Origin of the sequence: Ochrobactrum sp. SFR4 (assembly GCF_019730395.1) — a bacterium.
In the GTDB taxonomy this organism is placed as follows: Bacteria; Pseudomonadota; Alphaproteobacteria; order Rhizobiales; family Rhizobiaceae; genus Pseudochrobactrum.
The window spans coordinates 21,661-43,045 of sequence record NZ_JAAPBB010000008.1 but is presented as its reverse complement, the minus strand read 5'-3'; the positions used below and the strand labels follow the sequence as shown (position 1 = coordinate 43,045).

The following is a 21,385-nucleotide window of genomic DNA, read 5'->3' as shown; positions in this document are numbered from 1 at the left end:
ACTGCTCAATGACAATAAAAAAACCGGCTTCTCAGCCGGTTTTTTTATCACTTACATACACTACCCGCTCTGACCAAAGCGGCTCAACCGGATTTTATCGCCCTGAACAAAGCACATCTTGTTAAAAAATGTCAGCTCCAGAGGATTAGGTAAACGTATATCATGCATATCCGGACAGGGCTTTTTTACCGGATCATAAAACCGGTCAATCTGCGAAATGAATATAAGGATAAAATCTTTTTGCTGTGCAAAGGATTTTAAAGCGGCCACCTGCTCTGCCAAATCCGGCTTATCCCGCCTCTGATCCAGTATTTGCAAGTAATCTATGACAATATATGCACCATGCGGAGCAGCAGCCATTCTGGCAATAATATAATCCGCGCTAATCGCATCCGAACCGTCAAAGACAAACAAGTCATTACTGCTTTGCCATTCAGGGCGAAGCTTTTTTAAACGCTGCAAGACATCTTGCTCTGTATATTCAAGCGTAAAAAATACACCTTGCTTCCCGCTTTCCACGGCGCTGATCAACAATTCAAGGCTTAGCAAAGTTTTACCCTGCCCCGGGCGTGCGCCCAGTAAAACCATATCCCCCGGCCTCAATTGCCTGAACAAACCATCAGCCGACAAAGTCTCGGCCTGTTTCATAACGAGCAGGCTCCAGTCATTATACCCCTCTTCAACTGCAATCATATTAAGCGCCTGATGAAGCGGAATATTACGCTTTCGGGATAAAAGTCTGGCTCTGCGTTTTAAAAGATAAAGCGGCGCTGAAAGCATCATGCGTATAACCTCCTGTTATGAGCAATATCAGCATTCCCTCCTTATGCATGATGCCCGAACAGACGGTTCAGCTTTTAACGCCCTGCATGAATAATACTTTCCCGTACGGAGGGGGGAGGCATGGGCTATGCCTGAAACAGAGTTTATACCGGATTTCAGAAACAGGAAATCTCCGGATATAAAAAAACCGGCATGAAAGCCGGTTTTTATTATCTGAGTTCAGGTTCAGGCAGCCGGTGTTTCATTGCTTTCAGACTGCGCCGGCATTTCATCCGTATCCGGACGAATAAAATCACCGGTCTGGGAATCCATCACCCACAATTCACCGGTCGAAATATCGAACCATGCACCATGCAGGGAGAGCCGGCCCTTCTTCTCCAGAATATCAACGCACGGGAAACTACGCAGATTATTCAGGGAAAAGCGGATTGAAATGCGCTCAAGCGCAGTCTGTCGCTCTGTCTGTGTCATCAGCGTGTTGGATGTAATATTCTCTGCGGCCGGTGCCAGCAGGCTCATCCATTTGCCGATAAAGTCGCCCGGAGACAGCGGGCTGCTATCCGTATCAAGCGCCGCTTTAATGCCACCGCAGCGCCCGTGGCCAAGCACAACAATGTGCTTAACCTTGAGGCTCTGCACAGCGAATTCCAATGCCGCAGAAGCAGCATGATATTCGCCATCCGGTTCATAGGGCGGGATGAGATTCGCGACATTGCGCAAAACAAAGATTTCACCCGGACGGGTATTGAAAATGATTTCCGGCGCAGCGCGGGAATCACAGCAAGCAATGACCATCGTTTCCGGTGTCTGCCCCTGATCTGCGAGTTCCTTATAGCGCATTCTTTCATCGGCAAAATCCGATGCCATGAAGTTGCGGTAACCGGCGAGGAGTGTGTCTGGAAGATCTACCATGATTTTTCGATAAACCCATATTTTGCCAAGATCAATCAAAGATTAGCCTGAATTTCACTCTGCACAGGCATAGAACAGGAACTGCTCCGCTCAGTTTTCCCTGCATTTTCCGGCTCAAACCAGTATAATCAGCCCGTTTTCACTCAAAATCAGGCTGATTTTCGTTCTTTTTCTCCGCATTAAACAATCTATCAAAAAATATTTTATCTACAAAAATTTTCACACTTTTATAGCGCCAAAACAAAAAGAGCGCCTTTCAGGCGCTCATCCCGCGCTTTGGTCATGATTTGGATGAACCAGACGACGCAGTTGCACCATGGCCATCGGCCGCTCCAAACTCGCGGCATCAGCTTCCAGCATCAATTCATCCGCCCCGCGTTTTGCTGCACGGGCAAGAATTTCAAACACGGCAGCTGTGGTCAGTTGCAATGATTTCTCTTCATTCATGCCGCTCATTTTACGGGCAAGGAACAAAGCGGAGGTCAGATCCCCCATACCATTGCCGGGTCCGTGAACAATCCGGTGCTCCGCCATCAAAGCCTGTGTCCGCGTAACCAGAATATTGCTGATACTATCCCGCATCAGCGCAAAGGCAGAGGTTACCAGCATAGTCTCCGGGCCAGCACGCAATGCAGCTTCCATCAACTGCTGATTATCAGTTGGTTCCGTTGCCGTCAGCCATCCCAGCTCGTAACGGTTCGGTGTGGCAATATCGGCAAGCGGCAGCAGCAAATCGCGAATGGCAACTGCTGTGCTTTCCGCAACATAAAGTCCCTTCATATCTCCAATCACAGGATCGCAAATATATTGCAACTTCGGATTTCTGGCTTTCATAGCGGTGATGAGATGTGCGACAGCTTCAACCTGAGCAGCATTACTCATAAAACCGGTCAGTACAGCACTCACCTCACCCAGCCATGGTGCACGCTCCAGATCACCGATCAAGGATGAAAACTGCGCGGCATCCGGAATAATCCGCCCTGCTGGTCCGTGCCCCGGATGCCATGGCAGAATAACGGTCGGGACAGCCCACACCGGATAGCCAAGCCGCTCCAGTGCAAAAACTGCTGCTCTGTTGCCGATAGAACCACGCACCACATGGCTGGAAATAACAATTACGGCATTGGTGCTGGTCGGCGCAGAAACGGTCATGGAAGATATCCGGCATGAATATAAAATATGTCGCTATAGAACCCCCGCCGGCTTCTATAGTAAAGTCAATTTTATAAGAAACAGGCCCGAAGAGACGATAATCTGTCTCTCAGGCATCAGCCACTTGCTCTGCCGGTATCCCGACAGGCGGCTGATCTGCCATTTCAGGCATATGCAAACGTCGCTTATTCACATGCCCTTCCGCCTGCCCGTCGCCTTCAGAACCCGGCTTTTCGCCTTTGAAGTAAAATTTCTGCCATGCCTGTTTAACAGTCTGCGCATCACCATTCATGAGGTTCTGATTAAATTCCCGCCTTACCTTTGACCACGTCTCATATTCCTGCTGCAAAACCGGCGCATCCTCAATTCTGCGGATCACCGGTTTTACCTCATCCATTTTATGATGTTCAGTCAGCTGGATAAAACAGAACGGCTCTCCTTTTTTGAAACGGACAATGCCCGGGCGGGTCATAATCCAGTTCATTGTGAAGGGAAAAGGCAGCCAATCTGTCTCAACCAGACCGGTCAGAGGCTGAATACCGTCTTTAACATGATTGGGTGCACCACCTGCCAGTAATGCGCATTGCGGCGGTGTGCGAAACAGATAACCGGTATGGAAAGTCACAACACCGTGGCTGAAATGCGATTCCACAAAATGTGAAAATTCACGGTCGCGGCAAGATATAGTAACATCTGTCTTATCTTTACCGCCATTCCAGCAAATACGGATATCGGTCGGACAGAGGATTTCCCAGCCCGTTGTATTGGCCATAGTCAATGGCAGGCAACGGTAGGGAAAACGGATGTGAAAACTGTCCATCCAGTCCCGCTCGGCACGACCGGAAATAATCTGCGGCGCATGATCCATGACGCTGAAACATTCCAAATATGTCATACTCACCTCCGGAAAACACTATGTTTGCCGTCAGTAAATATGCACCTGATACGCTTCCAGATTCTGACGGCATCACACAAGATGCATAATCCCGTCAGCCTTGTTCACTGATGTTTTTGTCAGCCTTCATCGTTAGACAGATGCAATCACCGTCAGTGCAAACGAACGATCAGCTTGCCGAAATTACGTCCTTCAAGCAGGCCGATAAAAGCCTCGGGTGCCTGCTCCAACCCCTGAACAATATCCTCGCGATAGCGCACTTTATCCTGTGCAATCCAGTTTACCATCTCCTGATAAAAGGCAGGGCGCTGCTCACTGAAATCACGCTGGATAAAGCCGCGAATTGTCAGACTTTTCGACAAAACATCCCGCATCAGAAGCGGCAGACGATCCGGTCCTTCAAAATCACCGGTGCTGTTATACTGCGCCACCAACCCGCAAACAGGTACACGGGCGAACTGGTTCAGCAACGGGAAAACAGCCTCAAACACCTTACCGCCGACATTCTCAAAATAAACATCAATGCCTGAAGGACAGGCTTCACGCAGGGCTTGTGCAAAATCCGGCCGGTAATGATCAATAGCCACATCAAAGCCGAATTCCTCAATCAGTGCACGACATTTATCCGCACCACCGGCAATCCCCACAGAACGTGCACCTTTCAGCCGTGCAATCTGGCCAACGGCAGACCCCACGGGCCCGCTTGCCGCAGCCACCACCACGGTTTCTCCGGCCTTGGGCTGGCCGATCGTCAGCAATCCCGCATAAGCTGTAAAACCCGGCATTCCCAGAACACCGAGAGCGGTGGTTACCGGAGCAGCCTGCGGATCAAGCTTGCGCAGGGTTGCACCGTCAGCCAGCGCATAGGTCTGCCAACCGGAATGCGATAAAACAATATCACCAACGGCAAAATCCTGATGCTTGCTGGTAATCACTTCACCAACTGTACCACCTTCCATCACCCCGCCGATTGCAACGGGCGCAGCATAGGATTTAGCATCGCTCATCCGGCCGCGCATATAGGGATCAAGTGACAGATAAAGCAGCTTGAGCAGTACTTGCCCGTCTGCCGGTTCAGCAAGGGGAGCCGTTTCAAGGCGAAAATTCTCGGCTGTCGGGCGGCCTTGCGGGCGCGAGGCGAGCACAATGCGTTTTGTCGTGATTTCAGCCATGAGACCTGTTCCTTTAACCGGATAATTTGGCATCAGACAATACACGGCGCATTTCATCCGGCAAAACAACAAGCTGTGCTTTTAGCAAAGAGAATGAAATAATTTTTGCTCTGTTCAATATTTAAAGAAACAAAAACCCCGCCTTAAAGGCGGGGTTGATGCCAACATAATTGGCCGCAAAACTAAGCGGGAATCGATTTTGATTATGACGTGCCAATTGCAGCCCGTCAGAGCCAAAATAATCAACTCATTGTCGGGATGACGAACTCAGCTCCGTCCTTTACACCCTGCCGCATGCCCGCAGCCACGAAATGGTGAGGACATGCAAACAATTAAAAGTCGGGCGTTAGCTCATTGTCGGAATGACAAACTCTGCACCGTCTTTAACACCCGACGGCCAGCGTGAAGTCACGGTTTTGGTCTTGGTATAAAAGCGGAAAGCATCTGGGCCGTGCTGGTTGAGATCGCCGAAACCGGAGCCTTTCCAGCCGCCAAAAGTGTAATAGGCAATCGGCACAGGGATCGGCACATTCACACCGACCATCCCAACCTGAACACGGGAGGCAAAGTCGCGGGCGGCATCACCGTCACGGGTGAAAATTGCGACACCATTGCCATATTCATGATCATTCGGCAGGGATAATGCTTCCTCATAGGTCTTGGCGCGGACAACACTAAGCACAGGACCGAAAATCTCTTCCTTGTAAATGCGCATATCTCTGGTGACATGATCGAAGAGACAACCGCCGAGATAAAAGCCATTTTCATAGCCCTGCATTTTGAAATTGCGGCCGTCAACAACCAGCTTGGCACCTTCCTCGACACCAAGATCAACATAACCGCGTACACGATCCAGCGCCTGTTTTGTCACCAGCGGGCCGTAATCCGCAGATACATCCGTTGACGGACCGACCTTCAGCGCTTCGACACGCGGGATAAGCTTATCCATCAGACGCTCTGCGGTGTCATGACCGACAGGAATAGCAACCGATATTGCCATACAACGCTCGCCTGCAGAGCCGTAACCGGCACCGATCAGTGCATCAACCGTCTGATCCATATCCGCATCCGGCATAATGATCATGTGGTTTTTGGCACCGCCAAAACACTGAACACGTTTGCCATTAGCGCAGCCGCGGGCATAAATATATTGCGCAATCGGGGTGGAGCCGACAAAGCCGATTGCCTTGACATCCGGATCATCCAGCAATGCATCAACCGCATCTTTATCGCCGTTGACCACATTGAAAATACCGGCAGGCAAACCGGCTTCCATAAACAATTCCGCAAAACGCATCGGCACGCCCGGATCGCGTTCGGAAGGTTTGAGAATAAACGCATTACCGCAGGCAATCGCAGGTCCGGCCTTCCACAACGGAATCATCGCCGGAAAGTTGAATGGGGTAATACCCGCCACAACACCGAGCGGCTGGCGCATGGAATAAACATCAATGCCGGTACCGGCAGCATCGGTGAACTCACCTTTCAGCAGGTGCGGCGCACCAAGGCAGAATTCAATCACTTCCAGACCGCGCTGAATATCACCTTTGGCGTCCGGAATCGTTTTACCGTGTTCACGCGCCAGCAATTCCGCAAGGCTGTCATATTCGGCTTCAACCAGTTCCAGAAATTTGCGCAGCACACGCGCGCGGCGCTGCGGGTTGGTCGCTGCCCAGGCAGGCTGCGCCACCCTGGCATTTTCAACCACTGCACGCACTTCGTCTTTGCTTGCTAAAGCGACCTGCCCCAGCACAGCACCATCCATTGGCTGATAAAATTCAGTCGTCCGGCCGCTTGCGCCTGCCACATGCTTGCCACCGATAAAATGCCCGACCTGTCTCATCACAACTCTCTCCCGAATTTAAAATCTCTGTCTCATCATCACCCTGCAAAAAATAGTTTTCAAGTAGGCGAAAAGCGTATCCGTTGTGCAAAAATATATATAAGCTTTAGTCATGAACTGGGATGATATTCGTATATTTCTGGCTGTTGCACGCTCCGGACAAATTCTCGGCGCAGCAAAGAAGCTCGGCCTTAATCATACAACCGTCTCACGCAGGCTCACAGCACTTGAAGGCAGCCTGAAAACAACATTGCTCAACAGGCGCACCAATGGCTCTGAGCTCACGCAGGCCGGTGAAGAATTTCTGCTCTCCGCAGAAAAAATGGAAGCAGAAATGCTCAGCGCCCATGCCCATCTGGCCAATGCGGATATTACTGTGGCCGGTACAATCAGGATCGGCGCACCGGACGGTTTCGGTGTGAACTTTCTCAGTCCCAGACTGGCGCGTTTCTCAGCACTTTATCCCGATCTGACCATTCAGCTCGTGCCTGTTCCCCGCTCTTTCTCACTCTCACGACGCGAAGTTGATATTGCCATCAGTGTCGAGCGACCGGAGACCGGCAGACTGATCGCCCGCAAACTCACCGGCTATAATCTTGGTCTTTATGCACACAAAGAATATCTTGAGCGCTACGGCACACCGCATACTGTTGAGGATTTAAATCATCACCGGCTGATCGGCTATGTGGAGGATCTGGTTGCCACGCCGACACTGGATTATGCACGGGAAATCAGCCGCGACTGGCAGCCTGCATTTGAGGTTTCCAGTGCTTTGGGACAGGTTGAAGCTGTCAAAGCCGCAGCAGGCATCGGTATTTTACATGGCTTCATTGCCCGCGAATATTCCGATCTGACCGAAATATTGCCCCATAAACGTATCAAGCGCTCCTACTGGCTGTCCTATCATGAAACAGCCCGTACCCTGCGCCGCATCCATATTGTTGCCGATTACATTTCCGGTCTGGTCGAGCAGGAACGCCATTTATTTATTTAGGCGCAATCCTCACTTCTCTTTGAGCCGGTAAAAAACCAGCATCAGTGTCAGAACCGCGACGGGCAGCAAAAGCGACCAGATACCTGTGCCGGTATATAAAACAGCCCCGCAGGCTGCACCAAACACCAGCGAAAGCCACACATAGATATGCTGCAGCCAGCGGTACCGCGGAGCCTGTCCGCGTAAACTATGCGCCAGATCATTGGCTGCGTTAAAAATCGTTCCGGTCACAAAAGTTGTACCAAGCCGTGCTGCCCCATGCGGTTTAAACACAGCATTTTGCGCACCCATTGCCGCCGCCAGCAAAATGACCGGCATTGATGCCAGTCCTTGGATCTGACCAAGCAGCATGGTGCTTAAAAGAAGCGTGATAACCAGCAGCATAACCCGTGCTGAATACCAGTGTTGCTCACGGGCACTGATAAAAGACGCAAGAAACGCCCCGCTGAAAAACAGCGCGATCAACAGCAGAGGCATAAACAGGCTTTGTCCGCGCAGCAATTGCAGTGCACGGCCATCCGGCCCGCTCATTGCCAGCCCGAGCTGAGTCGTATTCCCGCTCATGAAAGAAGCAAAATAACCGCCCAGCTCAATAAAAGCGAGCGCATCAACAAAACCGGCAACGGCAGTGAGAACCAGACCAGTCAGCAAACGGGCGGGAGGCGTCATCACAACTCACTAAAGCTAGCGTCAGAACAAATGAAAGCCCGCCGGAGTCTGTTCCGGCAGGCTTCAATAGTGAATTTTAAAAGATCACGCTCGTTTTACAAGTCTCAGTATGACCAGCAAGATAACAGCACCGATAAATGCATTCACAATCGCGGCAATGACACCGCCGCCGATCGCAAAACCAAGACGCGGCAACAACCAGCCAGCCAGAAACGCACCGATCACACCAACGACAAGATTTCCGAGAAGACCGAAACCACCGCCGCGCACGACCTGTCCCGCCAGCCAGCCGGCAACCAGACCTACAATAAGAAAGACCAGTAAACTTTCTGCACCCATTATTATCTCCGATATTAATTGCTGCTTGTTTCAGAATTTACTGCATCCCGCTCATTATTCCGACAATAATGACCGGTCGCATCATCAGGATAACGCATTAAAGACCACATGGCTGCATAATATAATCAATAAATATAACAGGCTTAGAGCAGTGCCTGTGAACCCGGGAGTTATTTTCTCATAGAGAGAAGGCATAGACGATACAAAGCCCGATATTGCAAATTAACACTATTTTAAGAATCGCCTTATTTTCATCCTCAAAATCAGAGATACTGCCCGCAAAACATTCCGCTTGTTAAAATCGTGTAAATTTATACATTTGCTGAATACAAGCTCGCATGGGGGATACGCAGGTGGAAGCCAGATGGGATACCTCAGTCAGTAGCCTTTTCGGATTATCAGAAGCATCTTCATTATTTCAGGCTGTTTTACCGCGCTTTACAATCATGAACGGGCATAATGATCCGGTTCTTGATAATCTGGTTGCGCTGACGGCCAGACTTTGCGACGTACCTGTCGCGGCTATTAATCTCATTTCACAAGAGCAGCAGATCTTTAAGGCTGTTTATGGCCTGACGCTGAATGCCCCTCCTCCCGGACATAATTTTTGCCGCCAGACATTACTGGCTGATGATATTTTTATTGTCAGTGATGCAAGCATAACGCCGCTCTTTGCCGGTGAACCGTTTGTAACCGGTGCCTCACCTTACAGTTTTTATGCCGGGCTGAAGCTGACCGGCCATGACGGCACAATTTTCGGCACAATGCTAATCCTCGACAAAAAGCCGCGTCATTTATCTTCCGAGCAGCTCAAGGATTTTCGCAGGCTGGCGCAGATCGCCGGTTCACATATGGAGATGCAGGCACTCCATCACCGTCAGCAACAAAAAGAACAACTGAACCAGCTTATTATCGATAATGCTCTGGACTATGCGATTATCACCACGACCCTGAGCGGTCAGGTCACCAGCTGGAATGCGGGCGCGCGCAGATTATTCGGCTGGACAGAAGAGGAAGTGCTGAAATCTTCAGTCGATATCCTGTTCACACCGGAAGAGCGTGAAAAAAATGTACCGGAAATGCGCCGCGTCAGCGCCTTGCATCACAAACAGGATGCAGTGGAGCGCTGGCATATGCGCAAGGATGGCAGCCGGTTCTGGGCAAGCGGCCAGCTTTTACCACTCTACGATCAGGACGGGCATATGCAGGGTTTTCTCAAAATCCTCATGGACCGCACATTTGTTCGCGAGCAGCAGGAGCGCCTGCGCGAACAGGAGGAAATGCTCCGTCTTTCTCAGGAAGCCGGCGGAATCGGTTCTTTCGATATAGATTTGATCAGCCGCACCATCACCGTCACCAACCAGATCCGGCAAATTTACGGCATTGCGCCTGACACCAATATCACGATCGAGCTGTTTGAAAAACTGATGTCACCCCGCAGCGGTCGCGAACAGACAACCGATACGGCAAAATCCGGTTCTCTGCCTTTACCCCGCTCCGGCAATAGCGAATATCTTATTCACCGGCTGGATAATAATGAGCAACGCTGGGTTGCTCTTTCAACGGAACTCATCAACGATGATCAGGGCACTGTGGTGCGTATGCGCGGTATCGTACAGGATATTACAAACCGCAAAAACGCAGAAGAACAGCAGGCGATGCTGACCGCAGAACTGGCCCATCGCAGTAAAAATATTCTCGCGGTTATTCAGGGCATTGCCAATCAGACATTACGCAGCACAACCAGCGCTGAAGATGCAAGAGCTGCATTCGAAGCCCGTATTATGGCGCTGAGCAAAGCACAGGATGTGCTGACGCAAGGTGCAAAATCCGTCAGTGCCGAACTTGCGGATATTGTGACTAACAGCCTGTCCGTACATGCCGGCGCCGGTGCAGAACGGATCAGTATCAGCGGCATTCCTGTTACGCTCGGTTCACGGCAGGCTTTATCCATGGTCATGGCTCTGCATGAGCTTGGCACCAATGCCGTCAAATATGGTGCGCTCTCAACACCTGACGGGCATATCGAAATCAGCTGGCGGGTGGAAAACGGCCGCTTCCGGTTTTACTGGACAGAAAAGGACGGCCCGCAAGTGGAAGAGCCGGAGCGGCGCGGCTTCGGTTCCCGCCTGATTGAACGCACCCTTGCAGCCAGTCTCGGCGGCTCAGCCGAGCTGCATTATTTACAGCAGGGGCTGGAATTCCGGCTCGATGCTCCTGCCAATAATATGCGCTTCGATCCGGCGTAAAAACACCGCTCTAAAGCATATCCCGAAAAGGGCGAAACGGTTTTCGGGATATGCATCAAAACAAATAATTAGAGCGGCGTTTTTGTAAGTGGTAAAATCTCAGGCCAGATGCCTGAAAGCCTGAATGACTTCGTCATAAACAGGGCGCTTGAACGGAACGATCAGTTCCGGCAATTCCATCATCGGCTTCCATGCCCACATATCAAATTCGGCATCATGTCCGCCCGGTGGCGGGTTGATTGCAATCTCGCTTTCGTCGCCTTCAAAACGATAAGCGAACCAGCGCTGTGTCTGACCGCGATATTTGCCATTTAAGGCAATACCGATCAGATGTTCCGGCAGATCATAATTAATCCAGTTTGGCGCTTCTGCCAAAAGACTGACGCTGCGCATACCCGTTTCTTCATAGAGCTCACGCAGCGATGCGGTTACCGGATCTTCACCGGCATCAATACCACCCTGCGGCATCTGCCAAAGCTGTGTCGCACCTTCCATCTCGCCATTTGGCTCAATAATACGACGCCCTGCCCAGACTTTGCCCTCATTGTTCAAAATCATAATGCCCACACACGGGCGATAAGGAAGCGATGCGGGATCACGCTTTTCAGTCATTCTTTTCATTCCGTTTATTTAACACCAGAGACAAAAAACGCGGGGACTGCCCCGCGTTTTTCTGAAGTGTACAAGCTTATTGTTTATCAGGCTTTGGCAGATCTTTTTTAGGATCCGGCGGGAATGCCGCATTGGCCATTTCACCACGCAGCAGCTTCAGAGCTTCGCCCAGCTGAATGTCGTCCTTTGGCTCCAGCGGTACATAGGCGGATGAACCGGAACCGGTATCATCCTCATCCGCACCTTTGATATGGCCTTTCAGTCCGGCCTCACCCTTGGTCGTTACATCACGACCCTTCAGCTCATCCGGCAGCGGCTGTTCCACCTTAATATCCGGTGTAATGCCCTTGCCCTGAATCGACTTGCCCGATGGTGTGTAATAGAGCGCTGTCGTCAGACGCAGCGAGCCGTTTTCTCCAAGCGGGATAATGGTCTGCACAGAACCTTTACCGAAGGACTGCGTCCCCAGAACAGTCGCACGACGATGATCCTGCAGCGCACCGGCCACAATTTCAGACGCGCTGGCAGACCCGCCATTGATCAGCACGATAACAGGTTTGCCTTTTGTCAGGTCGCCTGCACGGGCATCAAAGCGGGTAACATCCTGCGGATCGCGGCCACGGGTCGAAACAACCTCGCCCTTATCAAGGAAGGCATCTGACACGGCAACAGCCTGATCAAGCAGACCACCCGGATTGAGACGCAGATCGAGCACAAAGCCTTTGAGCTTATTCTCAGGAATCTGTGACTGAATATCTTTGATCGCCTTGGTCAGATCGTCAGAGGTTTTCTCTGTGAAGGAAATCACACGCAGATAACCGACATCATTCTCAACGCGGTAACGGACTGCTTTGACCTTGATGATAGCGCGTTTGATCGACAGTTTGATCGGCTTGTCCGCACCCTGACGGATCAAAGTCAGCTCAATCGCCTCATCAACCGGACCACGCATCTTGTCGACAGCGTCATTCAGCGACAAGCCGCGCACTTCCGAACCATTGATCTGCGTAATCAGGTCACCGGCGAGAACGCCGGCTTTCGATGCCGGTGTATCATCAATCGGTGCAATGACCTTGACCAGATCATTTTCCATGGTCACTTCGATACCAAGACCACCGAACTCACCCTTGGTCTGCACGCGCATATCCTGCGCGGCCTCAGGATTGAGATAGGAAGAATGCGGATCAAGCGAGGTCAGCATACCGTTGATCGCGGTTTCGATCAGCTTTTTATCTTCCGGCGGCGTCACATATTGCTGGCGCACGCGTTCAAAAATATCGCCGAAAATTGCGAGTTCTTTATAGGTATCATTATTGGCAGCATTTGCACTTGAAGCCGGAGCCCCCTGTACAGCAACCATCGCCGAAGCCCCCATCAAGGCACCTGCGAAAAGAAGCGACAGTTTACGTATCATCTTGTGTCCTTCCGGAATGCCTGTCGGTCCACCACGGGGTCGGATCGACGGATTTCCCATCTTTTCGAAATTCTATGTAAAGCATCGGTGAAGAATTACCACTCCCCAGTGAAGCAACACTGGTTAAAAGCTTATCTCCCATGGTTCCGACCGGCTCACCCGCCAGCACAAACCGGCCCTGCGCAACATTGATTCTGCTTAATCCTGCCATCACGATATGATATCCGCTGCCAACATCAAGGATTAAGAGTTGTCCGTAGGAACGAAAGGGCCCCGCATAAAGCACAACGCCATCAGAAGGTGACGTAATCGTGGCATTTTGTGGTGTTTGCAGCATTTCTCCTGCACGCGGGCGGCCAAAATCGTCTTTCTGACCGAATTTTTGTATGATCTTACCGCTGGCCGGTAGCACAAGCTGCCCGCGCAGGGACGCAAAATTCGCACGGGACACCAACGAATTTTCACCAGGCTGTGCTGCACGCTCTTGTCCGTCTGCCAATCGCTGCTGCTCGGCATCACGCGCGGCATCGGCAGCCGTGCGGACTTTATCCATTCGCTCCTGCAACGAGGCAATCAAATCTTTCAGACTGGTCGCCTTTTTCGCCAGTTCTGCGGCATGGGCACGTTCGGTCAGCAATTCTTCTTCTGACTGGCTGTAAAGCTTTTGCTTTTCTTCCAGCAGCAATTCCTGTTTCTGGCGCTCTTCAAGCTGCGCTGTGCGGCTGGCAATCAATCGCTCCTGCTCATCTTTGATCGAGGCCTGCAAGCGCTGCATCTCTTTCAGATCAGCCATCAGTTCCAGCGTCTGCGCCCGCATTTCCGGTACTACCGCACCCAGCAGCACTGCAGAACGTACAGAGGACAGCGCATCATCAGGACGCACGAGAATGGCCGGCGGCGGGTTCAGCCCCATGCGCTGCAAGGCTGCCAGCACTTCCGCCAGCACTTTACGGCGGGAACGCAATGACAGCCGGATACCGTCTTCCTGTTCGCTGAGCGCAGTCAGTTTCTGCCCTGCAGCCTCAATGTCTTCCGAGAGTTTCTTGTCTGTCTTGGCAGACTGGATCAATGCGGCGGTGATTGTTGCCTGATCTTTTTTCAGTTCTGAAACACTTGTTTCCAGCTGCTCCAGCTTTTCTTTTGAAAGCGCAATCTCGCTGTTAATTGCATCCAGACTGCCTGAAACTTTTTGATGCTGTTCTTCCAGCGGCACCGGCGGAGGAGCGGATGGAGCTGTCTCCTGCGCAATAGCCGGAACCGGCAACATCATCAGCAAACCGGCAGAAAACACGCATCTGGCCTGTCCGGCACAAATGCGGCTCATCTTAAAAAGCCGGAAGGAAATGCTGCTGTTATTCATCAAAATTCGAATACTGATCCGTTGCGATCACTCAGTTATAGCGGTGAATCTATAACAAAGATTATCCGTGTCACAATCCGTCTGTAAATGCTCTATTTATTGTCATTACGCGTATCTTATCCGATCGGAGCGGGATACGAAATCAGTCCGGTGAACTGATTTCCCTGCGTAGACGCTTCACACTTTTCAGGATACGCTCAAATTACACCCGATGATACGGATGTCCGGAAAGAATAGTTACCGCACGGTATAATTGCTCGGCAATCAGAATACGAGCCAGCTGGTGCGGCCATGTCATTTTGCCCATTGCCAGCACCAGATCAGCCCGTGCCCGCAATTGCGGATCATGACCGTCAGGCCCGCCAAGAGCTAAAATCAACTGTCTTTTGCCGCCATCACGGATTTTGCCCATCTGCTCGGCAAAAGCCTCAGAGCCAAGCTCTTTACCGCGCTCGTCCAGCAGGATCAGAGCAGCGCCATTATCCAGCGCTTCATAGACACGCGCAGCCTCATCAGCCTTGCGCTGATCCGCATTACCGCCACGGCTTTCGGTAATCTCACTGACACCGGTAAACTCAAATCCCAAAGCCGTTCCGGATTTGGAAAAACGGTCAAAGTATCGCTCAGCCAATTCCCGCTCGGGACCGGCTTTCATTTTTCCGACCGCATAAACTGTAACACGCATAATCAAAAAACCTCTGCCTGCCATAATCTGTCAGGCAGTTTGAACAGCATGCCGTCACAATCCGGCATGCCTGATCTTACAAATCATCGTGCAAATTAATGCACTGACTTTTTACGCGGATTAAATTCATCCGCTTCCGGTGTGAGCCAGATTTTTTCAATATTATAGAACTCACGGATTTCCGGATGGAAAATATGAACGATAATATCGCCCGTATCGACCAGAACCCAGTCTGCTGATTCAAGACCTTCGATCTGAACATCACGCACACCGATTTCTTTCAGCGCACGCAACATATGATCGGCCACAGCACCGACATGGCGCTGGGAGCGACCGGAAGCGATCACCATATAATCGCCCAATGCGGATTTACCGCGCAGATCAATGGAAATGATATCTTCTGCCTTGGAGTCATCAAGGCTTGCAAGCAGAACCTCTAAAGCATGAGACACAGTGGCTTCGCCGCTGACCTCAGCTGGTGAAGGCGTGGTAACACCCTTCTTTTCAATTGCTGTTCTCAATGAGTACCTTTCCGTAAAGAACAACGCCACACGGCAACTACTCCCCGTGTAACTATAAAAGTGGCAGAGTCCTGTGTCTGTTTCAAGACACGGGCTCATGGAAATTTGACAGGAAAAATAACCTGCTGATTTTGCGTCTTATTCTCTCATCTCTTGCCGGCGCAATTGCGTGGATGAAAGATCAGACTGCGGCCCGTGGATAAAAACCCATACCGGAGCCGGCTGTGTTGCAAGTTTTGCAGCCTCTGTTTCAGGCAGGCGTGCCGCCCCGAACTGCTGCGCCATCACGGAATCTTCCGCCGCCATATTCGAACCCGGCCGGTTGATGACAGCAATCGGATAGGTACGGGCAATTTCATCCCATTCCTGCCAGTGATGGAAATTCATCAGATTATCCGCGCCCATAATCCAGACCAGATGCTTGTCCGGATTATGTTTGCGCACCAGCGCCAGCGTATCTGCCGTATAACGCACCTGATAACTGGCTTCAAATGCCGTAACATGAATTCTCTTATCAGTGATAAGCTCTTCACTCAGCGCGATCCGTTTGGACAGCGGTGCCAGTTCGTTCACATCTTTCAGCGGATTGCCGGGTGTCACCACCCACCAGACCTGATCCAGCCCCAGCCGTTCCAGTGCCAGTTCTGCCACCAGAACATGGCCTGCATGAGGCGGGTTGAAAGAACCACCGAACAGGCCAATTTTAGCGCCTTTCGGCGCAACAGGCATGTGCAGATATTGTTTTGCAACATCCTGAAACGCTTGCGGTAAACCGGTTTTGTCTGATTGATCTTTCACGGATTTGGACATGAGTGCAGTTTAAACCCGTGTCTGTCCGGTACCGCGGACGCGATATTTGAACGAAGTGAGCTGTTCCACACCAACCGGTCCGCGCGCATGCATTTTGCCTGTTGCGATACCTATTTCCGCACCCATACCGAACTCTCCGCCATCAGCAAATTGTGTCGAAGCATTGTGCAGCAAAATGGCTGAATCAATCTCGTTGAAAAAGCGCTCAACGACAGTTGCATCTTCCGCAATCACAGCCTCGGTATGATGGGATGAATAGCGGTTGATATGCGCCAGTGCGCCGTCAATTCCGTCAACCAGCGCCACGGAAATGATCGCATCCAGATATTCCGTTTACCAGTCTTCCGCAGTCGCCGGTTCAGCCTGAGAATATAGCGCGCATACTTCTGCATCACCACGAATGACACAACCGGCTTTTGCCAGTTCATCCAACACAGGCACCAGATGAGTTTCCGCCACATTGCGATCAACCAGCAAAGTCTCTGCTGCACCGCAAATACCTGTACGGCGCATTTTGGCATTGAGAACGATCTTCTTTGCCATTTCCAGATCAGCGCTGCTATCAATATAAACATGGCACAGGCCTTCGAGATGAGCGAAAACCGGCACCCGCGCCTCTTCCTGCACACGGGCAACAAGGCTTTTACCGCCACGCGGTACAATCACATCAATCGCACCATTCAGACCTTTGAGCATTTCACCAACGGCAGCACGATCTGTCACCGGCACCATCTGGATAGCGGTTTCCGGCAGACCCGCAGCTTTCAGACCTTCGGCCAAAGCTGCATGAATTTCACGGGATGAATGAGCTGAGTCTGACCCGCCGCGCAGGATCACCGCGTTACCGGCTTTCAGGCACAGCGCACCGGCATCGGCGGTCACATTAGGACGGCTTTCATAAATCACACCGATCACACCAAGCGGCGTACGGACACGCTCAATATGCAAACCATTCGGGCGATCCCATTCGGTCATCACTTCACCGACCGGATCTCTCAAGGCCGCAATCGCGCGAATACCGTCAGCCATAGCACGGATACGTGCTTCATCCAGTTTCAGACGGTCAATGAAAGATACGGCAGTGCCTGCGGCTTCCGCCGCAGCAACATCCAGCACATTCGCATTGAGGATCAGATCTTTGCGTCGCAACAAGGCATCGGCCATAGCAATCAGGGCGGCATGTTTGCGCTCGGCGCTGGCAATCGCCAGCGGGCCTGCAGCAGCACGCGCTTTGCGGCCAAGCTCTGCCATCAGTTCAGCAACGGCCAGATTATCCTGCTTATCCTGCATCGCACATTTCCCCCTCAGCACTCGCAGCACCTTGCGTGCGGCTGCCACGGATCACCAGATCATTGCGGTGCACCATCGAGGAGCGCGCGAAATAGCCCAGTATCTCTTCAATCTCACCGCTCTTATGGCCGGCAATCTTCACTGCATCAGCCGCATCATATCCGGCGAGACCACGGGCAACCTCACGGCCTTCCGAGTTCAGAATGGAAACCGTATCGCCACGCTGGAAATCACCGCGCACTTCACGCACACCGGCAGGCAACAGCGACTTACCGGATTTCAGCGCTTTCAAAGCACCATCATCAATCACCAATTGCCCTGCGGCATCGAGATGACCGGAAATCCAGACCTTCCATGCATTGACCGGCGCATCGGACGCTTTGAACAGTGTTGACCGCTCGCCCCGATCAATCGCCGCCAGCGGGTTCATACGCGTGCCGGAGGTGATGATCATCGCAGTTCCGGCCGCATTGGCAATCTTACCGGCATCCAGCTTGGTTTTCATACCACCACGCGACAATTCAGAAGCGGCAGCACCGGCCATCGCTTCAATATCCGGCGTGATTGCTTCCACTACCGGCAGAAACTGCGCATTCGGGTCTTTATGCGGCGGCGCGGTATAAAGGCCATCAATATCAGACAGCAGAATGAGCAGATCAGCACCGATCATAGTAGCAACACGGGCAGCTAAGCGGTCATTATCGCCATAACGGATTTCGTTGGTCGCAACCGTATCATTTTCATTGATAACCGGCACGGCCTTGAGTTTCAGCAGCGTTTCAATCGTCGCGCGGGCATTGAGATAGCGGCGGCGCTCTTCCGTATCAGACAATGTGAGCAGCACCTGCCCTGCCATAATCTGATGGGCGCCCAGCACATCGGCATAGGCTTTCGCCAGTGCAATCTGTCCTGCGGCGGCTGATGCCTGACTTTCCTCAAGCTTAAGCGTGCCGGACGGCAGCCCCAGAACCGTGCGTCCCAGTGCAACCGCGCCAGAGGACACCACCAGCACTTCCACACCTTGTGCCTGCAAAGCCGCAATATCGGCTGCAAGGCTGACCAGCCAGTTCTGCTTCAGCCCCTGAGCACGATCAACCAGAAGCGCCGAGCCGATTTTGATAACAATACGACGATAATTCTTCAGCGCCCCGATCGTCATGATCTGCTCACTTACCTTTGTAATCCGATTTGGCTTTACCGTCCGCTTTCGCAGCTTCCTGATCTGCCTCTTCCGCACGGCTCTGATCAATAATACGTGCCAGTTCGCGCAATGTTGTCTCAATACCTTCACGGCTCACAGCCGACAGCAACAACGGTTCACGACCACACGCTTTTTTCAGCGCCTTCATCTTGTCTTTGCGCGCATCGGGATCAAGCGTATCTGCCTGTGACAGTGCGACAATCTCAATCTTATCGGTCAGACCATGACCATAAGCTTCCAGCTCGCCGCGAATAACCTTATAGGCCTTCGCCACATCTTCTTCCTGTGCCGAAACCAGATGCAGCAGCACACGGGTACGCTCCACATGACCGAGGAAACGGTCACCGAGACCAATGCCTTCGCTTGCACCTTCAATCAGTCCTGGGATATCCGCGATCACAAACTCACGCGCATCCACACGGGCAACACCAAGATTTGGATGCAGCGTGGTGAAAGGATAGTCAGCGATCTTCGGCTTGGCAGCAGTCACACTGGCAAGGAAAGTCGATTTACCGGCATTTGGCAGACCAACGAGACCGGCATCCGCAATCAGCTTCAAACGCAGCCACAAGGTGCGCTCAATACCTTCCAGACCCGGATTGGCACGGCGCGGCGCCTGATTGGTCGAGGTTTTAAAATGCAGGTTACCGAAACCGCCATTACCGCCTTTTGCAAGACGGTAGCGCTGGCCAACAGTGGTCAGATCGCAGATCAGAGTTTCATTGTCTTCTTCAAAAATCTGTGTGCCAACCGGCACTTTGAGAATGACGTCATCGCCCTTACCGCCGGTCATATTACGACCCATGCCGTGCATACCGGTTTTCGCCCGGAAATGCTGCTGATAACGATAGTCGATCAGCGTATTCAGACCATCCACGACCACAGCCCAGACATCACCGCCGCGACCACCGTCACCGCCGTCAGGGCCGCCGAATTCCAGAAATTTTTCGCGACGGAACGAAACCGCGCCAGCACCGCCATTTCCGGAACGGATATAAATTTTTGTCTGGTCGAGGAATTTCATGTGCTTGCCTTTTCCGGCGCAGGCCGGCTGTCGGATAGTCCGATATTAAGAGGTAATAAATTGCAGAGATATGCGACCGCAATTTTAACTGAGATATTTAAACTGAGCCAATACAGCAAAAAACCGGACTTGAAAACCGCCGCCTAAAGCATGTCGCAGCTAAATATATTCATTTGAGCTACCGCGAGCATGCGACAATTAAAAGAATCTAGAGCAAGCGCAGTGGATACGATTAAACGCAACACGCTCTAGAGCGGTTTACGTTCATGTTGGATCGCAGTGCCCGCTCTAGTTTCTTTTGTTTGTCACATTATCCCGACGTCAAACAGCCCTCATAAAACTGGAGCAGTACAGAGCCTTATTGCCCTGCACCACGCATTTCCAGCCATTGCTGGCGGGTCATGATATAGCATTCAACCGGTACATCACCGTCAGTAACGGAATGCCCGACGGCAGAGCCGGTATGTCTGAAACCGCATTTTTCAATCACACGTTTTGAGCCTTCATTGCGACTCTGGGCGCTGATATAAATCTGCTCCAGCGACAATTCACGAAATGATAAATCAATCAATGCGGTTGCGGCTTCTGTGGCATAGCCTTTGCCCCAATAGGGTTCACCCAGCCAATAACCGATTTCATAGCCCGAACCATATTTATGATCGTGCAAAGTAATGCTGCCGATAAATTCACCGGTCTCGGCTAAGGTAATCGCATAGGCGAACTGGCCAATAGCGCCCGATGCCGCGAGTTTGATAAAATCAACCGCATGCTCGCGGGAATAGGGATAAGGCAAACGCGCCAGCATGCGCGCCACTTTCACATTGTCAGCCAGAACAGCAAGGGCGTCGATATCCTCTTCATGCGGCAACCGTAACACGAGGCGCTCGGTGAGCTGCACGGGAGAATCCCGCAAGACAACATCTGCGCCATAATCACCTGTCAGGCCTGCACCTCTGAGATCATCATCGGCCACTGTTGCGGCCTGCTTACTGTCACTGTTTAGTTCTGTTCCGCTCTGCAATTTTGTCATTGTTGCTTTCAGGCCTGCCGGCCATCCTCCGGGAAAAATAAAAAGGGGAGACGGTTTCCCGTCTCCCCTTCAATATTTTGTCCGTAAAGCGGCTTCATATATCGGGTTCGACAGGAACACCGGTATATGAATGGAGCACCGGTTACTCCGCAGCTTCAGCCATCGGGTTCACGGATACAAAGGTTCGGCCGTTTGCTTTTGTCTTGAAAGACACAACGCCGTCAGCCTTTGCGAACAGGGTATGATCTTTACCCATGCCGACATTTGCACCCGGATGCCACTGTGTACCGCGCTGGCGAACAATGATGTTGCCTGCGATAACAGCTTCGCTACCGAATTTTTTCACGCCAAGGCGTTTCGACTCTGAATCGCGACCGTTACGCGATGAACCGCCAGCTTTCTTATGTGCCATCGGTATTCTCCTTTAATT

The 21,385-nt window shown here is 51.7% G+C and carries 20 protein-coding genes and 1 pseudogene; 2 read left to right on the top strand and 19 right to left on the bottom strand.

Annotated elements, in window-relative coordinates:
• Nucleotides 1-60: 60 nt before the first annotated feature.
• The 6 genes from HBA93_RS11605 to HBA93_RS11580 all read right to left on the bottom strand — a co-directional run bounded on the left by HBA93_RS11605 (nt 61) and on the right by HBA93_RS11580 (nt 6,757).
• Complete coding sequence (locus HBA93_RS11605; RefSeq protein WP_121994171.1) at nt 61-783, bottom strand: DNA helicase; 723 nt, start codon at nt 781-783, stop codon at nt 61-63.
• A 225-nt stretch (nt 784-1,008) separates the two neighbouring features.
• A complete protein-coding gene (locus HBA93_RS11600; RefSeq protein ID WP_221723376.1) occupies nt 1,009-1,695 on the bottom strand; it encodes a carbonic anhydrase in 687 nt (228 codons plus the stop codon).
• Between the two features lie 264 nt (nt 1,696-1,959).
• Nucleotides 1,960-2,847 carry a pyridoxal kinase PdxY gene (gene pdxY / locus HBA93_RS11595; RefSeq protein ID WP_221723375.1) on the bottom strand — a complete coding sequence of 296 codons (888 nt, stop codon included), beginning with the start codon at nt 2,845-2,847 and terminating at the stop codon, nt 1,960-1,962.
• Nucleotides 2,848-2,956: 109 nt separating this feature from the next.
• Nucleotides 2,957-3,742, bottom strand: a complete 786-nt coding sequence (locus tag HBA93_RS11590) for a DUF6065 family protein (protein ID WP_221723374.1) — start codon at nt 3,740-3,742, stop codon at nt 2,957-2,959.
• 152 nt (nt 3,743-3,894) lie between these two features.
• Nucleotides 3,895-4,914, bottom strand: a complete 1,020-nt coding sequence (gene curA / locus HBA93_RS11585) for an NADPH-dependent curcumin/dihydrocurcumin reductase (RefSeq protein WP_221723373.1) — start codon at nt 4,912-4,914, stop codon at nt 3,895-3,897.
• A gap of 346 nt (nt 4,915-5,260) precedes the next feature.
• Entirely contained in the window at nt 5,261-6,757 is a 1,497-nt protein-coding gene (locus HBA93_RS11580; RefSeq protein ID WP_221723437.1) for a CoA-acylating methylmalonate-semialdehyde dehydrogenase, read from the bottom strand.
• A 112-nt stretch (nt 6,758-6,869) separates the two neighbouring features.
• On the opposite strand from HBA93_RS11580, the gene HBA93_RS11575 reads away from it, so the two are divergent.
• The gene (locus HBA93_RS11575) at nt 6,870-7,751 is read left to right on the top strand and encodes a LysR family transcriptional regulator (protein WP_221723372.1); all 882 of its coding nucleotides are present in this window, start codon (nt 6,870-6,872) and stop codon (nt 7,749-7,751) included.
• Between the two features lie 9 nt (nt 7,752-7,760).
• Here HBA93_RS11575 and HBA93_RS11570 read toward each other — a convergent pair whose 3' ends face one another.
• Entirely contained in the window at nt 7,761-8,420 is a 660-nt protein-coding gene (locus tag HBA93_RS11570; RefSeq protein WP_221723371.1) for a YoaK family protein, read from the bottom strand.
• Between the two features lie 84 nt (nt 8,421-8,504).
• Nucleotides 8,505-8,759 carry a GlsB/YeaQ/YmgE family stress response membrane protein gene (locus HBA93_RS11565; RefSeq protein WP_022709794.1) on the bottom strand — a complete coding sequence of 85 codons (255 nt, stop codon included), beginning with the start codon at nt 8,757-8,759 and terminating at the stop codon, nt 8,505-8,507.
• 338 nt (nt 8,760-9,097) lie between these two features.
• On the opposite strand from HBA93_RS11565, the gene HBA93_RS11560 reads away from it, so the two are divergent.
• Nucleotides 9,098-11,008 carry a sensor histidine kinase gene (locus HBA93_RS11560; RefSeq protein WP_221723370.1) on the top strand — a complete coding sequence of 637 codons (1,911 nt, stop codon included), beginning with the start codon at nt 9,098-9,100 and terminating at the stop codon, nt 11,006-11,008.
• 99 nt (nt 11,009-11,107) lie between these two features.
• Here the strand turns inward: HBA93_RS11560 and HBA93_RS11555 are convergent, their stop codons facing one another.
• The 11 genes and pseudogenes from HBA93_RS11555 to rpmA form a co-directional block, all read right to left on the bottom strand.
• Nucleotides 11,108-11,620 carry an RNA pyrophosphohydrolase gene (locus tag HBA93_RS11555; RefSeq protein WP_286201893.1) on the bottom strand — a complete coding sequence of 171 codons (513 nt, stop codon included), beginning with the start codon at nt 11,618-11,620 and terminating at the stop codon, nt 11,108-11,110.
• Nucleotides 11,621-11,696: 76 nt separating this feature from the next.
• Nucleotides 11,697-13,034: a S41 family peptidase gene (locus HBA93_RS11550; RefSeq protein ID WP_121994180.1), complete on the bottom strand. Its 1,338-nt coding sequence runs from the start codon at nt 13,032-13,034 to the stop codon at nt 11,697-11,699.
• Nucleotides 13,024-14,394: a murein hydrolase activator EnvC family protein gene (locus HBA93_RS11545; protein WP_221723368.1), complete on the bottom strand. Its 1,371-nt coding sequence runs from the start codon at nt 14,392-14,394 to the stop codon at nt 13,024-13,026. Before HBA93_RS11545 ends, HBA93_RS11550 begins: the two co-directional genes overlap by 11 nt.
• A gap of 202 nt (nt 14,395-14,596) precedes the next feature.
• Nucleotides 14,597-15,079, bottom strand: coding sequence for a 23S rRNA (pseudouridine(1915)-N(3))-methyltransferase RlmH (gene rlmH / locus HBA93_RS11540; RefSeq protein ID WP_121994225.1), 483 nt, complete (start codon nt 15,077-15,079; stop codon nt 14,597-14,599).
• A gap of 95 nt (nt 15,080-15,174) precedes the next feature.
• Complete coding sequence (gene rsfS / locus HBA93_RS11535) at nt 15,175-15,600, bottom strand: ribosome silencing factor (RefSeq protein ID WP_286201891.1); 426 nt, start codon at nt 15,598-15,600, stop codon at nt 15,175-15,177.
• Nucleotides 15,601-15,738: 138 nt separating this feature from the next.
• Nucleotides 15,739-16,329: a nicotinate-nucleotide adenylyltransferase gene (locus HBA93_RS11530; RefSeq protein WP_286201898.1), complete on the bottom strand. Its 591-nt coding sequence runs from the start codon at nt 16,327-16,329 to the stop codon at nt 15,739-15,741.
• A 90-nt stretch (nt 16,330-16,419) separates the two neighbouring features.
• A pseudogene (locus HBA93_RS11525) lies at nt 16,420-17,700 on the bottom strand (glutamate-5-semialdehyde dehydrogenase).
• Complete coding sequence (gene proB / locus HBA93_RS11520; protein WP_221723366.1) at nt 17,690-18,859, bottom strand: glutamate 5-kinase; 1,170 nt, start codon at nt 18,857-18,859, stop codon at nt 17,690-17,692. Before proB ends, HBA93_RS11525 begins: the two are co-directional and overlap by 11 nt.
• A 7-nt stretch (nt 18,860-18,866) precedes the next feature.
• Complete coding sequence (gene obgE, locus HBA93_RS11515; RefSeq protein WP_122092678.1) at nt 18,867-19,925, bottom strand: GTPase ObgE; 1,059 nt, start codon at nt 19,923-19,925, stop codon at nt 18,867-18,869.
• A gap of 358 nt (nt 19,926-20,283) precedes the next feature.
• Nucleotides 20,284-20,955, bottom strand: a complete 672-nt coding sequence (locus HBA93_RS11510) for a GNAT family N-acetyltransferase (protein ID WP_121994187.1) — start codon at nt 20,953-20,955, stop codon at nt 20,284-20,286.
• Nucleotides 20,956-21,097: 142 nt separating this feature from the next.
• Nucleotides 21,098-21,367, bottom strand: coding sequence for a 50S ribosomal protein L27 (gene rpmA / locus HBA93_RS11505; RefSeq protein WP_022712235.1), 270 nt, complete (start codon nt 21,365-21,367; stop codon nt 21,098-21,100).
• Between the last annotated feature and the right edge of the window lie 18 nt (nt 21,368-21,385).

Excerpts from the sequence above, each read along its gene's own strand:
- HBA93_RS11565 (WP_022709794.1), bottom strand. The coding sequence starts at position 8,759 with ATGGGTGCAGAAAGTTTACTGGTCTTTCTTATTGTAGGTCTGGTTGCC.
- HBA93_RS11570 (WP_221723371.1), bottom strand. The coding sequence starts at position 8,420 with ATGACGCCTCCCGCCCGTTTGCTGACTGGTCTGGTTCTCACTGCCGTT.
- rlmH (WP_121994225.1), bottom strand. The coding sequence starts at position 15,079 with ATGCGTGTTACAGTTTATGCGGTCGGAAAAATGAAAGCCGGTCCCGAG.
- HBA93_RS11550 (WP_121994180.1), bottom strand. The coding sequence starts at position 13,034 with ATGATACGTAAACTGTCGCTTCTTTTCGCAGGTGCCTTGATGGGGGCT.
- HBA93_RS11560 (WP_221723370.1), top strand. The coding sequence starts at position 9,098 with ATGGGGGATACGCAGGTGGAAGCCAGATGGGATACCTCAGTCAGTAGC.
- curA (WP_221723373.1), bottom strand. The coding sequence starts at position 4,914 with ATGGCTGAAATCACGACAAAACGCATTGTGCTCGCCTCGCGCCCGCAA.
- pdxY (WP_221723375.1), bottom strand. The coding sequence starts at position 2,847 with ATGACCGTTTCTGCGCCGACCAGCACCAATGCCGTAATTGTTATTTCC.
- HBA93_RS11555 (WP_286201893.1), bottom strand. The coding sequence starts at position 11,620 with ATGACTGAAAAGCGTGATCCCGCATCGCTTCCTTATCGCCCGTGTGTG.
- HBA93_RS11575 (WP_221723372.1), top strand. The coding sequence starts at position 6,870 with ATGAACTGGGATGATATTCGTATATTTCTGGCTGTTGCACGCTCCGGA.
- HBA93_RS11530 (WP_286201898.1), bottom strand. The coding sequence starts at position 16,329 with ATGCCTGTTGCGCCGAAAGGCGCTAAAATTGGCCTGTTCGGTGGTTCT.
- HBA93_RS11510 (WP_121994187.1), bottom strand. The coding sequence starts at position 20,955 with ATGACAAAATTGCAGAGCGGAACAGAACTAAACAGTGACAGTAAGCAG.
- HBA93_RS11590 (WP_221723374.1), bottom strand. The coding sequence starts at position 3,742 with ATGACATATTTGGAATGTTTCAGCGTCATGGATCATGCGCCGCAGATT.
- HBA93_RS11545 (WP_221723368.1), bottom strand. The coding sequence starts at position 14,394 with ATGAATAACAGCAGCATTTCCTTCCGGCTTTTTAAGATGAGCCGCATT.
- proB (WP_221723366.1), bottom strand. The coding sequence starts at position 18,859 with ATGACGATCGGGGCGCTGAAGAATTATCGTCGTATTGTTATCAAAATC.
- HBA93_RS11580 (WP_221723437.1), bottom strand. The coding sequence starts at position 6,757 with ATGAGACAGGTCGGGCATTTTATCGGTGGCAAGCATGTGGCAGGCGCA.
- HBA93_RS11600 (WP_221723376.1), bottom strand. The coding sequence starts at position 1,695 with ATGGTAGATCTTCCAGACACACTCCTCGCCGGTTACCGCAACTTCATG.
- HBA93_RS11605 (WP_121994171.1), bottom strand. The coding sequence starts at position 783 with ATGATGCTTTCAGCGCCGCTTTATCTTTTAAAACGCAGAGCCAGACTT.
- rpmA (WP_022712235.1), bottom strand. The coding sequence starts at position 21,367 with ATGGCACATAAGAAAGCTGGCGGTTCATCGCGTAACGGTCGCGATTCA.
- obgE (WP_122092678.1), bottom strand. The coding sequence starts at position 19,925 with ATGAAATTCCTCGACCAGACAAAAATTTATATCCGTTCCGGAAATGGC.